The sequence below is a fragment of the Streptomyces sp. NPDC006643 genome (assembly GCF_042870175.1).
Lineage (GTDB): Bacteria > Actinomycetota > Actinomycetes > Streptomycetales > Streptomycetaceae > Streptomyces.
The window spans coordinates 87854-102363 of sequence record NZ_JBIAHA010000029.1; the positions used below are offsets into that span (position 1 = coordinate 87854).

The 14510-nt window shown below is 71.1% G+C and carries 13 protein-coding genes; all 13 read left to right on the top strand.

Annotated features, from left to right (window positions below; all coding sequences use genetic code 11):
• Positions 1-187 precede the first annotated feature (187 nt).
• The 13 genes from ACFYNU_RS32485 to ACFYNU_RS32545 all read left to right on the top strand — a co-directional run bounded on the left by ACFYNU_RS32485 (position 188) and on the right by ACFYNU_RS32545 (position 14506).
• Positions 188-544 carry a polyprenyl synthetase gene (locus ACFYNU_RS32485; protein ID WP_356593293.1) on the top strand — a complete coding sequence of 119 codons (357 nt, stop codon included), beginning with the start codon at positions 188-190 and terminating at the stop codon, positions 542-544.
• Positions 537-1589 (top strand): polyprenyl synthetase family protein, encoded by a 1053-nt coding sequence (locus ACFYNU_RS32490; RefSeq protein WP_356593295.1) that lies wholly within the window; start codon positions 537-539, stop codon positions 1587-1589. The genes ACFYNU_RS32485 and ACFYNU_RS32490 overlap by 8 nt, the downstream gene beginning before the upstream one ends.
• A gap of 52 nt (positions 1590-1641) precedes the next feature.
• Positions 1642-2823 (top strand): oxygenase MpaB family protein, encoded by a 1182-nt coding sequence (locus ACFYNU_RS32495; RefSeq protein ID WP_356593297.1) that lies wholly within the window; start codon positions 1642-1644, stop codon positions 2821-2823.
• Between the two features lie 69 nt (positions 2824-2892).
• Positions 2893-3867 (top strand): endonuclease/exonuclease/phosphatase family protein, encoded by a 975-nt coding sequence (locus tag ACFYNU_RS32500; protein WP_356593368.1) that lies wholly within the window; start codon positions 2893-2895, stop codon positions 3865-3867.
• Positions 3868-4151: 284 nt separating this feature from the next.
• Positions 4152-5387, top strand: coding sequence for an amino acid ABC transporter substrate-binding protein (locus ACFYNU_RS32505; protein ID WP_356593299.1), 1236 nt, complete (start codon positions 4152-4154; stop codon positions 5385-5387).
• On the top strand, positions 5387-6271 hold the full coding sequence (locus tag ACFYNU_RS32510) for a branched-chain amino acid ABC transporter permease (protein WP_356593301.1): 885 nt from the start codon (positions 5387-5389) through the stop codon (positions 6269-6271). Before ACFYNU_RS32505 ends, ACFYNU_RS32510 begins: the two co-directional genes overlap by 1 nt.
• Positions 6268-8127 (top strand): branched-chain amino acid ABC transporter ATP-binding protein/permease, encoded by a 1860-nt coding sequence (locus ACFYNU_RS32515; RefSeq protein ID WP_356593303.1) that lies wholly within the window; start codon positions 6268-6270, stop codon positions 8125-8127. The genes ACFYNU_RS32510 and ACFYNU_RS32515 overlap by 4 nt, the downstream gene beginning before the upstream one ends.
• Complete coding sequence (locus ACFYNU_RS32520; RefSeq protein ID WP_356593305.1) at positions 8124-10001, top strand: ATP-binding cassette domain-containing protein; 1878 nt, start codon at positions 8124-8126, stop codon at positions 9999-10001. The genes ACFYNU_RS32515 and ACFYNU_RS32520 overlap by 4 nt, the downstream gene beginning before the upstream one ends.
• A gap of 88 nt (positions 10002-10089) precedes the next feature.
• Positions 10090-11376: a DUF5624 domain-containing protein gene (locus tag ACFYNU_RS32525; RefSeq protein ID WP_356593307.1), complete on the top strand. Its 1287-nt coding sequence runs from the start codon at positions 10090-10092 to the stop codon at positions 11374-11376.
• Entirely contained in the window at positions 11373-12206 is an 834-nt protein-coding gene (locus tag ACFYNU_RS32530) for an aldolase/citrate lyase family protein (protein ID WP_356593309.1), read from the top strand. The genes ACFYNU_RS32525 and ACFYNU_RS32530 overlap by 4 nt, the downstream gene beginning before the upstream one ends.
• The gene (locus ACFYNU_RS32535) at positions 12187-13062 is read left to right on the top strand and encodes an amidohydrolase family protein (protein WP_356593311.1); all 876 of its coding nucleotides are present in this window, start codon (positions 12187-12189) and stop codon (positions 13060-13062) included. The genes ACFYNU_RS32530 and ACFYNU_RS32535 overlap by 20 nt, the downstream gene beginning before the upstream one ends.
• A gap of 84 nt (positions 13063-13146) precedes the next feature.
• On the top strand, positions 13147-13875 hold the full coding sequence (locus ACFYNU_RS32540) for a GntR family transcriptional regulator (protein ID WP_356593313.1): 729 nt from the start codon (positions 13147-13149) through the stop codon (positions 13873-13875).
• A gap of 136 nt (positions 13876-14011) precedes the next feature.
• Positions 14012-14506: a Rieske (2Fe-2S) protein gene (locus tag ACFYNU_RS32545; protein ID WP_356593315.1), complete on the top strand. Its 495-nt coding sequence runs from the start codon at positions 14012-14014 to the stop codon at positions 14504-14506.
• The last annotated feature ends 4 nt before the right edge of the window (positions 14507-14510 follow it).

Consider the following 14510-nt stretch of genomic DNA (forward strand, 5'->3'; position numbering starts at 1 on the left):
GGCGCCCGTGTCGCCCTGTGTCCGTGTACGCCGTGTACGCCGTCTGCCTGTGCCCCTGTGTCCCCGGACGCGTGAACGAGTGATCACTTGATGGGGTATCCGGGGCGCGGCGGCGCCGTCCGCCAGGCACTCTGCTGTCAGGACCGGGCATGAAGGTGCCCGGCCGAGCGGCGGAGGGGTGGGGACCGTGGACTTACCGAGTGACGTCGGCCGGGACGGGGACGGCGGGGGCCGGCCGGTGCTTCTGCTGGCCGGTCTGGCGGATCTGGCGCTGAGTACGTGCGGGTCGGCGCTGAAGGCGGCGCACGGTCTGCTGGACCGCTCCGACCTCGGCGACCTGGTCGCGCAGGGCCGCCAGGACCTCCAGGCACGCGGCCGGCTGGCCCTCGACCGGCTGGGCACGGACCTGTCGGGCGCCGGCTTCCTGGGAACCGCCGGCGGCGGCGAGGCGCACATGGAAGTGCTCGCGCGCCACGCGCAGCGCCGGGCCGCCGCCACCTCCTCCGCCACTTCCGCCGCCGCCCCGGACGGTTCCGATGAGTGAGCCGCGCGACCAGGCGGCGCTCAAGTCCCGCGTCGACCGGGAGCTGGACCGATTCGTCCGTACGGAGGCCGAGGCGCTGCTCGCGCTGGACGACGAGCTGGCGCCCCTCGTCGACGTACTGACATCGGTGACCGCCCGTGGCAAACGGCTCCGCTCGGCCTTCTGCTACTGGGGCTGGCGGGCGGCGGGCCGGCCGGACAGCGACGCGATGGTCCGCGCGGCGGCGAGCATGGAACTGGTCCACGCGGCGGCCGTGGTCCACGACGACATCATCGACGACAGCGCCCTGCGCCACGGACTGCCGACCGCCCAGGTGGCCCTGCGCGACGCCTTCGGGGCCGGGTCGCGCCCCAAGGCCCGCGCACGGTCGCTGGCGATGCTGGCCGGCGATCTGCTGATGGCGTGGGCCGGGCAGATGTTCACCGGCTGCGGTCTGCCCGCCGCGTATCTGGCGCAGGCCCGAGGCCTGTGGGCGGTGCTGGCCCGCGAGTTGATCGCCGGGGAGGCGCTGGAGGTCCTGCATCCCGAGGGCGAGTCCGACGTACGGCGGTCGCTGAAGGTGATCCGCTACAAGACGGCCAAGTACACCGTCGAACATCCGCTGCACATCGGTGCCGGACTCGCCGGCGCCGATCCGGTCCTGCGCGAGGTGTTCACCGACTACGGGCTCCCGCTGGGTGAGGCGTTCCAGCTGCGGGACGATCTGATCGGGCTGTTCGGCGAGCCCGCGACGACGGGGAAGTCGAACACGGACGACATCTCCGGCGCCCGTCCCACCGCGCTCATCGCCCTCGCCCGGCAGGCGGCCACCCCGGCCGAACGGCGCGAGTTGAAGGCTCTCCTCGGCCGCCGCACCCTGACCGCCGCGCAGTTGGGCCAGGTGCGCGCCGTCGTGGAGCGCACCGGTGCGCGCGAGCGCGTCGAGGACATGATCGGCGAACGGGTCAGGGTCGCGGTCGGCGCACTGGGCGGCGCCGGGATTCCCGACCTCGCCCATCACTCGCTGACCCGGCTGGCCGGCGCCGCCACCAACCGGCCCGACTGACCGCCGTACAACCGCCGGTTCCGCAGCCCCCCACCTCTCGAAAGGGTCGACCGTGGCCGCCTACACCGAACAGTCCCTCGACGCCCTGCGCGGGCACGGTGACGAACTCGCCGACGCCACCGTCGCGACCCTCTTCGAGCGCGGCGAGGTGGGCACGTTCAACTCCCTCATGCGCTACGTCTCCACCGTCGGCCAGGAACTCCCCGACGGGCTGCCGGAGGTGGCCCGTGAGTATCTGAACGAGACGAGCGGGCCGCCCGCCTGGGTGGACTGGGACGAGATGGAGAAGGCGCGGCTGTTCTTCATCGACAACAACGTGCACATCTCCACCGCGCTCTCCTTCGCCTCCATGCCCGCGTGTTACGTCGTACCGCACATCGCGAAGCTGCTGTCGGCGACGCACTCGCTCAAGTACCCCTCCAAACGGATGGCGGAGACCGGGCAGTTCACCGTCTATCTGATGCGGCCCGACGCCTTCGAGGCGGGCAGCCGGTTCATCCCCGCCGCCCAGAAGGTCCGGCTGCTGCACGCGTCGATCCGTCATCACCTCGCGCGCGAGGGCCGCTGGGACGTGGCGGCTCTGGGTACGCCGATCTGTCAGGAGGACATGATCGGCGGGCAGATGATGTTCTCCGTCCAGGTCCTGGACGCCCTGCACCGCCTCGGCGTCCATATGAGCGTGGACGGAGCGGAGTCGTACTACTACGCGTGGCGTGTCGTGGGCGCCATGCTCGGCGTCGACCAGGCCCACGCGCCGGCCGATCTCGACGCGGCACGCCACTTCTCCGATCTGTACATGACGCGCCACATGGGACCGAGCCAGGAAGGCGCCGAACTCACACGGCAGTTGATCGACCTGTACGAGGAGGTGGTGCCCGGCACCCTGCTCGACCCGGTCGTCTCCGCCCTCATCCGGCATCTGATCGGTGACACGAGCGCCGACTGGCTTCAGGTGCCGCGCTCCAGGTGGGACACGCTCGTGAAGGCGGCCCCCGTACTGCTGAATCTGCTGGAGACCGTCGAGGACCGCTCGCCCCTCGGGGCCTGGGCACTGGACCGCGTCGGCCATCTCACCACCGTGCTCGAACTCTCCTCGCTCACGCGCGGCCGGGTCATGCACTACGCCATCCCTGAGCAGCTCAAGAAGGAGTACGGCCTCTCCTCCGCCGTGCCGCGCACCCGTCGCTGGACTCCCCAGCCGCCTGCAACTGATCCACTGGGCCGTTCGTCTTGATGAGCACGGTCGAGCGGATGGGATGCCACGGTGGAGCGGGTGCGGGAGGACGAGAAGGCGGACGCGGAACTGGGCGCCGGGGGCCGGTCCCCCTGGTGGGTCCGGCGGCGGGGACGGGTGCTCGCGGCCCTCGCCGTACTGACCGCGGCGCTGCTGGCGTTCCACCGGGCCGTCCCCAATCACGGCCCGCGCCTGGGCAGTTCGCTGGAGGCGTTCCTGCCGTGGCTCGGCCTGGCGGCCGTGGCGCTGCTCGTCCTGGCGCTGCTGCGCCGTTCGGTCGTCGCGCTGGTGGCCCTGCTGCTGCCGGTGGCCGCGTGGACGTATCTCTTCGGCGGGCTGTTCCTGCCGGGTGCGGAGGCCGGCTCGTACGACCTGCTCGTCGTACAGCACAACGTCAGCGACGAGAACGAGGATCCGGCGGGCACGGCCCGCGCCCTGGCCGCGGCCGGGCCCGACCTCATCGCGCTGGAGGAGTTGGTCTCCCCGGCGTCGGCGGTCTACGGGAAGACCCTCGGTCCCGACTACCCGTACCACGCGGTCCGGGGCACCGTCGGCCTCTGGTCGAGGCATCCGCTGTCCGGCACCCGGCCGGTGGACATCAGGCCCCGGGGGATCGCGGAGGGCTGGAGTCGCGGCCTGCGTACGGTCGTCGCCACACCGCACGGCGATGTCGCGGCGTATGTCGCGCACCTGCCCTCGGTCCGCTTCCGCGCCACCGGCCTCGCGTCGTCGGCGCGTGACGAGAGCGCCGGACTGCTGGGCGGGGCGGTGGCCGCCGAGCGGACCGACGCCGTCATCCTGCTGGGCGACCTCAACGGCACGGTGGACGATCGCGGGCTGGCCCCGCTGACCTCACGGATGGGCGTGGCGGAACGGGGCTTCGCCCTCAGCTTCCCCGCCGCCTTCCCGCTGGCCCGGATCGACCAGGTGATGGCCCGCTCGGCGACCGTCGCCCATATCCGTACGCTGCCCGCGACCGGCAGCGACCATCTGCCGGTCGCCGCCGGGATCACCGGTCTCGGCAAGGCCTCCGCCGACAACTGACACGCCGGCGCGCCCGCGCGTCGGCGCACCCCCGTCCGCCTCGTCCGCTGTCCCTCTCATTCACGCCGTTCGCCTGGTGAATCAGCGTTCATTCGTCGCGCCCGGCCGGAGTCTTCCGCCCGTCGCGGCCCCTGTCAACGGGACGCTCACAGGTTTCCGCCCTTCCGGACCAGCCCTGTCAGAACCCTTGTCATCCGTTCGGAACGCAATGTATACATTGCGCTCAACGCTAGTGGGCAGGCCCAGCCGCCGCCCTCCCCAACCGCCGGCCAGAGGTGAGTGCCATGCCAAGAAGTGGTCCCAGGGGGCTCCGGATCAGGAAGCTGACAGCGCCGGTCGCGCTGTCCGTGACGCTGCTCGTCGCCACGGCCTGCGGTTCGGGACAGAGTTCCGGAGCCGGGGACGGGGCGATCAAGGTCGGCGCCTCGCTGCCGCTGTCCGGCCCCGTCGCCGACTCCTCGAAGCCCGCCTACGAGGCGTACAAACTCTGGCGCGACGAGGTGAACGCGGAGGGCGGACTGCTCGGCCGCGACGTCGAACTCAACGTCCTCGACGACGGTTTCGACCAGAACACCGTCGTCACGAACTACAACCGCCTCATCGCGCAGGACCGTGTCGACCTGCTCCTCGGCACCTTCTCCTCCAAGCTCAACCTGCCCGCCTCGTCGGTGGCCGAGCGCAACAAGATGCTCTACGTCGAGCCGTCGGGCGGCGCCGAGGAGATCTTCAACCGCGGCTACGACTATCTCTTCTTCGCGCAGCCGAGTACGTCGCTGAGCCTGCCCGACCAGTTCATCCAGCTCATCGAGTCGCTGCCGGCCGACCAGCGGCCGAAGACCGCCGCCTATCCCACCCAGGACGACCCCAACACGGATGTGGCGATCGAGGCGTTCCGCACGGCGCTCACCAAGCTGGGCGTGAAGAGCGTCTACCACGAGAAGTACGCGCCGGAGACCGTCAACTTCGACCCGATCGCCGATTCGGTGGCCCGCGCCGAGCCGGATCTGATCGTGCACGGCGCCGTCAGCGCGGACGGAGTCGGCTTCGTCAAGGCGCTCCAGAAGCAGCAGTTCAGCCCCAAGATGCTCTTCCAGACCAACAGCCCCAGTGTCGTCCAGACGTTCGGCAAGGGCGTCGGCGAGAAGAACACCGAGGGCGTGTTCACGATCACGGCCTGGAGCCCGAAGGCCACCTACCCGGGCAACGAGCGCTTCGTGAAGGACTACACGGCGAAGTTCGGTACGGCTCCGACGGAGGACGCCGCGAACGCGTACACCGCCGGACAGGTGCTGGAGGCCGCGGTCAAGGCCGTGGGCAGTCTCGACCAGGACAAGCTCCGCGACTGGCTGCGCTCGCACACCGTGCAGACGATCGTCGGCCCGCTGAAGTGGGACGACCGGGGTGTGCCGGACGGCGACATGCTGCTCGCCCAGTGGCAGGGCGGCAACCTCGAATTCGTCCTGCCCGAGAGCCAGCGGACCGTCGACGGCATCGTCAACCCGAAACCCGGGTGGTCGTGATGGGGCAACTCGCCCAGGCGCTGATCCTCGGACTGCTGGTCGGCGGCGTGTACGCGCTCGCGTCGTCCGGCATGAATCTGATCTTCGGCGTGATGAAGGTGGCCAACCTCGCGCAGGGCTCGATGCTGATCCTCAGCTCGTACCTCACCTACTCGCTGTGGGAGGCCACCGGTCTCGACCCACTGGTCCTGGTGCTGCTGACGACGCCGTCCCTGCTGCTGGTGGGCTGGGTGACGTACTACCTGGTCGTCGAGCGCTCCCGGACGACCGACGCGTCGATGGCCCTGGTGACCACCTTCGGACTCGCGCTGGTGACCAAGGGCGTGGTGGCGCTCGTCTGGGGCAACGACCTGCACTCCGTCTCGCCGGGCTACGCCAACCGCTCCTTCTCCGTGCTCGGGATGAAGCTTCCGCAGGCGCAGGTGTACGCGACGCTGGTCGCCGCCGTCGTCCTCCTCGCCCTCTACGTGCTGCTGACCCGCACTTGGCTGGGCCGCTCCATCCGGGCCACCGCCACGAGTTCGGAGGGCGCCCGGCTGATCGGTATCGACGTACGACGGACCTGGGCGGCCTCGTACGCGATCGGAATCGCCGCCGCCGGCGCGGGCGGGTCGCTGCTGAGCGTGCTCTATCCGTTCATGCCCAGTACGTCCGACCACTGGATCGGGCTGCTGCTCTCCATCATCGTGCTCGGCGGCATGGGCAGCCTGCCGGGCAGCATCCTCGGCGCGCTGGTCATCGCGGTCGCCGAGTCGCTGACCACCACCTATATCTCACCGGACTGGGCGACCGCCGTGCCGTACGTGGCGATCATCGCGGTGCTCGTCGTCCGGCCCCAAGGCCTGCTGGGCGCCCGGCTGCGAGAGGACATGAGCCGCGCATGAACGTGCCACGCATCAACACGGGGACCACCCGGGCGACCCCGCGCCGGCTCCAGGCGCTCGCCATCGCGGTCGCGGTGACGGTCCTGGCCCTCTTCCCCGTCGTCTCCGACAACGCGTACTACCAGAACATGGCGATCATGGCTTTCCTGCTGGCCGTCATGGCGTCCGGCTGGAACATCATCTCCGGCTACACCGGCTACATCTCCCTCGGGCAGAGCGCCTTCCTCGGCATCGGCGCCTATACGACGGCCCTGCTGTCGATCCATCTGGGCTGGTCGCCGCTGCTGGCCGCGCCGGTCGGCGGACTCACCTCGACCGCCGCCGCCCTGCTGCTCGGTCTGGTCGGACGGCGTACGCGCGGCATCGCCTTCGTCATCGTCAGCTTCGCGTTCCTGGAGTTCGCCGCCCTACTGGTCTCCAACTGGTCGTCGGTGACCAACGGCAACCACGGGCTGGCCCTGCCGCTGCCGTCGTGGGACCGCGACCTGCTCAACATCCCCTTCTACTACGCCCTGTTGGTGCTGCTGGTGCTCACGGTCTGGGCGTCGTGGGCGATCCGGCGGTCCACCTTCGGCATCGGGCTGCTCGCGATCCGCGACGACGAGTCGAAGGCCGACGGCGTCGGTGTGCGCACCGACCGGTACAAGATGCTGGCCTTCGCTGCCAGCGCGCTGCCCATCGGGATCGCGGGCGGCGTCTACGGCTACTACATCTCGTTCCTGGAGCCGGCCGCGATGTTCGACATCGTCATCGCGATGCAGATCCTGCTCGCCGCGCACCTGGGCGGGGTGGGCACGCTGTGGGGCCCCGTGCTGGGCGCGTTCCTGCTGGAGCCGCTCAACCAGTTCACCAACCAGACGCTCAGCGGACCCGACGCCGGATCCTGGCGGATGATCATGTACGGGACGCTGCTGGCGGTGATCGTCCTCTTCCTGCCCCGGGGCATCATCACGGAGACCCGCGCCTGGTTGTCCCGGCGCCGGGGCACGGCTCCGCGGGCACGGGCGGGGGTGCGGCTCGCCGACGTACCGGCCGCTCTGCCGGCGCCCGCGCGGCCTCGGCCACCGGACGAACTCCCGTCCGGTGAAACGCTGTTGCGGGTGAGCGGGCTGGGGAAGGCGTTCGGCGGTGTCAAGGCGGTCGACGACTGCTCGTTCACCGTGCGGAAAGGCTCCATCACCGGGCTCATCGGCCCCAACGGGTCCGGAAAGACCACCGTGTTCAACCTTCTCGACGGCGGCATCGGCGCGGACAGCGGCACGATCGAGCTGGCGGGGCGGCGCCTGGACCGGCTGCCGCGCTGGCAGCGCGCGCACGCCGGGCTCGCGCGTACGTACCAGGCGACACGTGTCTTCCCCCGGCTGACGGCGCTGGAGAATCTGGCCGTGCCGAGCCGGTCCTACTCGACCCGCGGGCTGCGCGCGGGGGTGTTCAGCGGCGAGGAGGCCGAACGCGCCCAGGCGTGGCTGGAGTTCGTCGGCATGGGCGCCTACTCCCATCATCCGGCGGGTGAACTGTCCTACGGGCAGCAGAAGTTGATCGAGCTGGCGCAGGCGCTGGTCCTGGAGCCCCGGCTGCTGCTCCTGGACGAGCCCGCGGCGGGCATCAACCCGGCGCTCGTCGAGCGGATCTCCGACATCGTCCGCAAGCTCAACGCGGCGGGCACGACGGTCGTGATCGTCGAGCACAACATGCCGCTGGTGCTGTCGCTGTGCGACCACATCCACGTACTGGCGCAGGGGCGGGTCATCGCGAGCGGCCCGCCGCACGAGATCGAACGGGACCCGGCCGTCCTGGACGCGTACCTCGGAGACAACCAAGCGGTCATGGCGGGCACGACGGGAGCGACCCAGTGATCACCTTCAAGGGCCTGGTGGCCGGCTACGGACGCGCCGGAGACATCCTGCGCGGGGTCGACTTCACCGCCGCCGAGGCCGCCATCACCTGTGTCGTCGGCCCCAACGGGGCGGGCAAGTCAACGGTGTTGAAAGTGTGCAGCGGTCTGCTGACGCCGCGCGGCGGCCAGGTGACGCTCGACGGTGAGGAGATCGGTCATCTCCCGCCCGCGCGGATCCTGCGGCAGGGAGTCGTCCACGTACCGCAGCACCACGGTCTGTTCCCGTCGCTGTCCGTCCGCGAGAACGTGCTGCTCGGCGCGTACGTACGCAGGAAGGAACGCGACCGCAACCGGCGCCGGTTCGACGAGATCGCCGAGATCTTCCCCATCGTCGCCGAGCGGGCGGCGGAGAAGGCCGCCGCGCTCTCCGGCGGTCAGCGGCGCATCGTGGAGTTCGCCCGCTCCCTGATGCTCAGTCCGCGTGTGGTCCTGCTCGACGAGCCGACCCTCGGTCTCGACCCGAAGGCGTGCGCGCTGATCGAGGAGTCGGTGCTGCGGCTCAAGGAGCAGGGGGTGACGGTGCTGATGGTCGAGCAGAACGTACGCTTCGGGCTGGCCCTCGCGGACGACGCCGTCGTCATGGAGGGCGGCCGGGTGATCCACACCGGACCGGCGAGCGGTCTTCTCGCGGACCCGGACATGGCGCAGCTGTTCTTCGGCGGGACGGCGCGGACCGACGGCGCCGGCCTCTCCGACGGCCCTGACCGCGCCGGCGGCCCCGACCTCCCCGACCGTGCCACGCTGACCGAGATCCAGACGCTGCCGACCTCCGGTGCCCGCGCGGCGCAGCCCTTCCGGATCGGCGACGACGAGTTCCTGGCGATCCCCCAACTCGCGTACGACATCCCGGGCGCGCCCGCGCACATGAACGGCGGCGACAGTGAGACGCGGCTGCGGCTGCTGCGCCGCGCGGGTGAACGGTTCGTGCCATGGGGCGAGTTGGCCGCGCCCGGCGGGGAGGACGCCGAGTTCTTCATGGTCGGCGAGCGGGCGTTCCTTGCGGTGGCGAGCATCCGTACGGGGGCGGGGCCGTACAACTACACCGCGCCGTCAACGGTGTTCGAATGGGACGGTACGGGCTTCGCGCCGTTCCAGGTCTTCGACACCTACGCCGCCAAGCAGTGGCGGCACTTCACCATCGGTGACCGGCAGTTCCTCGCGCTGGCACAGGGCGTGGCAGTGCCGGGACACGACGAGAGCGAGAACCGGCCCTCCGTGATCTTCGAGTGGGACGGCGGGCGCTTCGCCCACTTCCAGGACATCCCCTCCCGATGGGCCTACAACTGGCACGCGTTCACCGTGGACGGCGTCCACTTCCTCGCGCACGCCGACCATGTCTCGGCGAGCGTGCTGTACCGCTGGGACGGCGAGCGGTTCACCCCGCACCAGGAACTCGCCGACACCGCGGGCCGGGCGTTCACGACCTTCACCGGCCCGGCGGACGGCGCCACGTATCTCGTCGTCGCCCGCATCGACGACGGAAGCCGGGTACTGCGCTGGGACACCGGCGCCGGGCGCTTCGTGGAACACCAGCGACTGGCGGGGGCGGGCGCCCGTGAACTGGCGGTGGTCCGGACCCCGGACGGGCTCCATGTCGTCCGGATCAACTTCATCCACGGCACACCGGCCGATCCGACGACCGCGCTGCTGTCGCAGATCTACCGCTGGGACGGGACCCGGCTGGAGACGGTGCTGGAGTTCCCCACCACCGGCGGGACCGATGTCTGCGTGCTGGAAGACGGCTCGGCGAACCCGCTGCTGGTGGTGACCAACTCCCTCAGCGCCGACCGGCGTTTCGCCGCCGAGAGCGCCGTCTACCGCTTCACGGGCTGAGCCCGCCGCGTACGCCGCAGGGCCGTACGCGGCGAGTGCCGCCCCGACCGCCCGTCCCCCACGCCGCAGCAACCGGAGAGAACGCACCATGGCCGTATACGAGAGTCCCGAACTCATCGACCTGTTCACCACCTACACCGCCGGCCCCGACTCCATCGGCGCGCATCTGCGCGAGGCCGCCACGCGTGCCGCCGACAGCGATCCGCTGCTCGTCGTGACCGGCGCGGACATGGCGCTCTACCCGGGCGACGGCCGCCCGCCGACCGTGCTCGGCTTCCGGCTGTCCACCCGGGGTTTCAAGGAACTCGCCGCCGTCTCCCATCTCGGCCCCGCGCTGGCCTCACTGGCGGCCCTGCGTGAACAGGAAGCGACGACGCCCGGCGACGGCACTCCGCTCTGGCGGTCGGACGCCGAGCGGCTGCTGAGCCAGGTGCGGCGCTCGCGCGCGGCGAACAGTCCCCGGCTGTGGCGCGATGTCATCGCCGCGCCCGCCTACGCGGGCCGGGAGCGGGCCATCGCGGCGATGGTCGACCACTCCTGCGCCATGACCGAGCGCTTTCTGCTGCGGAGCCTCGACGATCCCTCGTATCTCAACCACCGCACGCTGCGCGAGAGTTACCTGGAGGACAGCGACGATCCCGACCGGCCGGTCTCCTTCAACCGTGTCATGGTCGCCACGTTCTTCCTCGTCGGCATGGACACCGCCCACCGCCTGATCGCCTGGTGCGACAGCCAGGCGATCGACTGGTCCCGCACGATGGTGGTCATCGCCGGCCAGCAGGGCCGGCCGACGGCGGGGGTGACCTGGCGCACGAGCAGTGTGGCGGCGATCGTGCTGGCCGCCTCGCGTGCCGAACTGCCCCTGGACCGCCTGTACATGGCGCCGCACGCCCCCGTGTTCCGTACTCCCGTCGACGGGGATCTCAGCGAGGTGGCCGCGCTGGAACCGGTCATGCGCGCCCTGTGGTCGGGGACGCGGGCGACCGTGGAACTCGGCTCCTCGATGTTCGACGGCTATCCGGCGTTCTCGCCCGGCGGGCCAGGCGCGTCGGGTGGGTCTGGCGACGCCCTCGTACGCCACGGGACCGACGGGGCCGACGGGAGCGACGGGAGCGCCACGGTCGCCGAGATGCCCGCGATCCGCTCGGCCGACGACTGGTTCACGCTGGTCACCCGGCTGCGGCTGGTCATGGAGGACCCCCGCCAGCTGCTCTCCGGCGCCGTCAGCGACTACGCCGCCCAGCAGCTCGTCGCCCACGCCAACGACCCCCTCGCCATCGTCGTGCCGGGTCTCGACGGCGAGCCGTATCCCGAACCACGGTACGGCCGGGGCGAGTTCGAGGACGACCACGCCACGAGCGGAGCCGAGTCATGAGCCCGACCCCGCCCCCGGCAACGCCCCCGAACCCGGCCCGCGGCCCGTTTCTGGACCGCCTCCACGCGGGCGAGCTGACCCTGATGCTGGGCATCCGTACGAGCCGTACGGCCGACATCGTCCAGATCGCGCACTCGACCGGCCACCACAGCATCATGGTCGACCTCGAACACTCCGCCATGTCGACCGATGTGGCGGCCCAGCTCTGCGCCACCGCCGGCCTCCTCGGCATGACCGCGCTCGTACGCGTCCCCGAGCGCGAGTACGGCATGATCGGCCGTCTGCTGGACGGCGGCGCGCACGGTGTCGTCGCCCCCCGCGTCGAGACGCCCGAGGAGGCCGAGCGGATCGCCCGCGCGTGCCGCTTCCCCCCGCGCGGCCAGCGGTCGCAGACCACGACGGTCCCCCATCTGGGCATGCGGCCCACGCCCGCCCGGGAGTTGAACCCGGCGCTCGACGACGCCGCCGTCGTCCAGGTGCTCCTCGAAACACCCACCGGCATCGCGAACGCCGACGCCATCGCACGGCTGGACGGGGTGGACATGCTCGGCATCGGCGCGAACGACTTCACCGCGGAGCTGGGCGTGCCGGGCCGGTACGGGGATCCACGGCTGCGTGAGGCGGTCGTGACCGTCGCCGAGGCGTGCCGCCGGCACGGAAAGCTGATGATGATCGGCGGTGTCGCCGACCGGGCGGTCCTCAACTCCCTTCACACGATCGGCGGTTGCCCGCTCCGGCTGACCGGGACCGACACCGCGCTGCTGTATCAGGCGGCCGACGCCAACGCCCGAACCGAAAGGGAGACCCACCATGGCTCCATCGCCCCTTGAGACCACCCCCATGCGCGCCGCGGAGTCCAACACCAGGCCGCGCTTCACGGTCCCGCCGGACAGCTGCGACACGCATTTCCATGTCTTCGAGCCCGGTTACGCCCATGTGCCCGAGCCGCTCTACACCTTCCCGGACGGCACGCTGGAGCAGTATCTGGCCGTGACGCGACATCTCGGCATCCGGCGCACGGTGCTGGTCCAGCCGACGTACTACGGCACCGACAACACCCTGCTGCTCGACGTGCTGCGCGCGGCCGGGCCCGACTGCCGGGGTGTCGCGCGCGTCGAGGAGGACGTGGACGCCCGCGAACTCGACCGTCTGCACACGGCGGGGGTCCGCGCGATCCGCCTCGACCTGTTCGCCCGCGCCGGCTGGCCGACCGCCGACATCGTCGCGTACGTCCGGCGGATGGCGGCCCTCGCGCGGCCACGCGGCTGGCATCTCCAGTTCTACGCGCCCGGCACGGTGGTCCGGGACCTGCTGCCCTTCCTCGCCGATCTGGAGGACCGGTTCGTCATCGATCACATGGGCTACATGAAGGAGTCGGACGGGCTGACCCGCGCCGACTTCGACCGGCTGCTGCGGGTCATGGACGGGGGCCGGTGCTACATCAAGCTGTCCGGGCCGTACCGGATCGCCAAGGACCGGCCGCTGTCGGTGGTGGAGCCCATCGGCCGGGCGCTGGTCGCGGCGCGCCCCGACCGGCTGGTCTGGGGGTCGGACTGGCCCCATCTGCCCGACGGCGGGCGCGACACGGGCGAGTTGCTGAACCTGCTCGCCGACTGGGCGCCCGACGAGGCCGACCGTCACCGGATACTGGTCGAGACGCCCGCGAGTCTGTTCTTCGCCGACTGACTCCCGCGTGTCACCCGACGCCTCGGCGTCGCCCGGCAGGGCCCCGCGTTGCCGTGAGGACAGAATGCAATGTATACATACATCATGCCTTCAGCCCGCGACCGTTCCACCGAGCGACCAGGGATGCACAACCAGGCCGAACTCGCCTACCGGCGACTGCGCGAGCGACTGCTGTCCGGCCAGCACGACCCCGGCGACCGGCTCACCGAACTCGACCTCTGCGAAGAACTGGGCATGAGCCGCACCCCGGTCCGCGAGGCGCTGCGGCGTCTCCAGAGCGACGGGCTCGTCACCTCGACGGGCCGGGGCGTGGTGGTCAGCTCGCTCTCCGCGCAGGAGATGCGGCACGCCATGCAGCTCCACGGCGCGCTGGACGCGCTCGCCGCGAAGCTCGCCGCGACCGCCCAGCGCGACGGCCAACTGTCGCCCGCCCAGCTCACCGCGCTCAAGGACGCGTCCCGTCACGCGGCGAGGAACGCCGGCGACGGCGTCACCCCCGCCGACGCCTGGCGCGCCAATCTCGACTTCCACATGCTGCTCGCGCGACTGTCGGGCAACCCCCTGCTGGAGGACGCCCTCGACCGGATCTGGGCCCGGTTCGCGATCGTCAGCCGCACCAACATCAACCGGCGCCGGGACCTGTCGCCCGGTCAGCACGACGCGATCGTCCGGGCCATCGTCGCGGGGGATCCGGAGGCGGCCGAGGCCGCGGCGGCCGAGCACGTGCACGAGGCGGCCACGGCGTCCGACGCGGCGGACGAGGCCCACCACGCCGACCACCCGGCCGACGAATCCACCTCCCCCGGAGCCTGATGTCCCCACGAAGTCCTTGAAACCTTGAGAAAGTTGTCCCGGGCTTGAACACCGCGTCCCAGCGGTGCGTACCCCCTTGAGGAACCGGCCGCCGGAGCCGGTCACGGGACAGCGACCAGCGATCAGGGAGCAGATCATGACGGGAACGCAGGGCACCGCCCCGACGGCCACCGGCCGGACGGTGGCACGCCGTACGGTCGTCGCGGCGGCGGGCGCCGTCGGTCTGGGCGCGGCACTCGTCGCGTGCGGCTCGGACGACCCGGCGGACTCCGCCGAGCGGACGCCGACCACCGACGGCGCGAACGGCGACAGCGGCAGTGGTGAGGGCGGATCCGGCGGGCAGGGAGAAGTGCTCGCCAAGACCGCCGACATCCCGGAGGGCGGCGGCAAGGTCTTCGAGGACAAGGGCGTCGTGGTCACCCAGCCGGCGGCCGGTGAGTTCAAGGCCTTCTCCTCCGTGTGCACACACTCCGGATGCACGGTGGGGGACATCTCCAACGGCACCATCACCTGTCCCTGCCACGGCAGTCAGTTCGACGCGGCCAACGGCAGCGTGAAGAAGGGCCCGGCGACCAAACCGCTGGGTGCCACCGCGATCACCGTCGAGGGCGACTCGATCTCCCTCGCCTGACGAG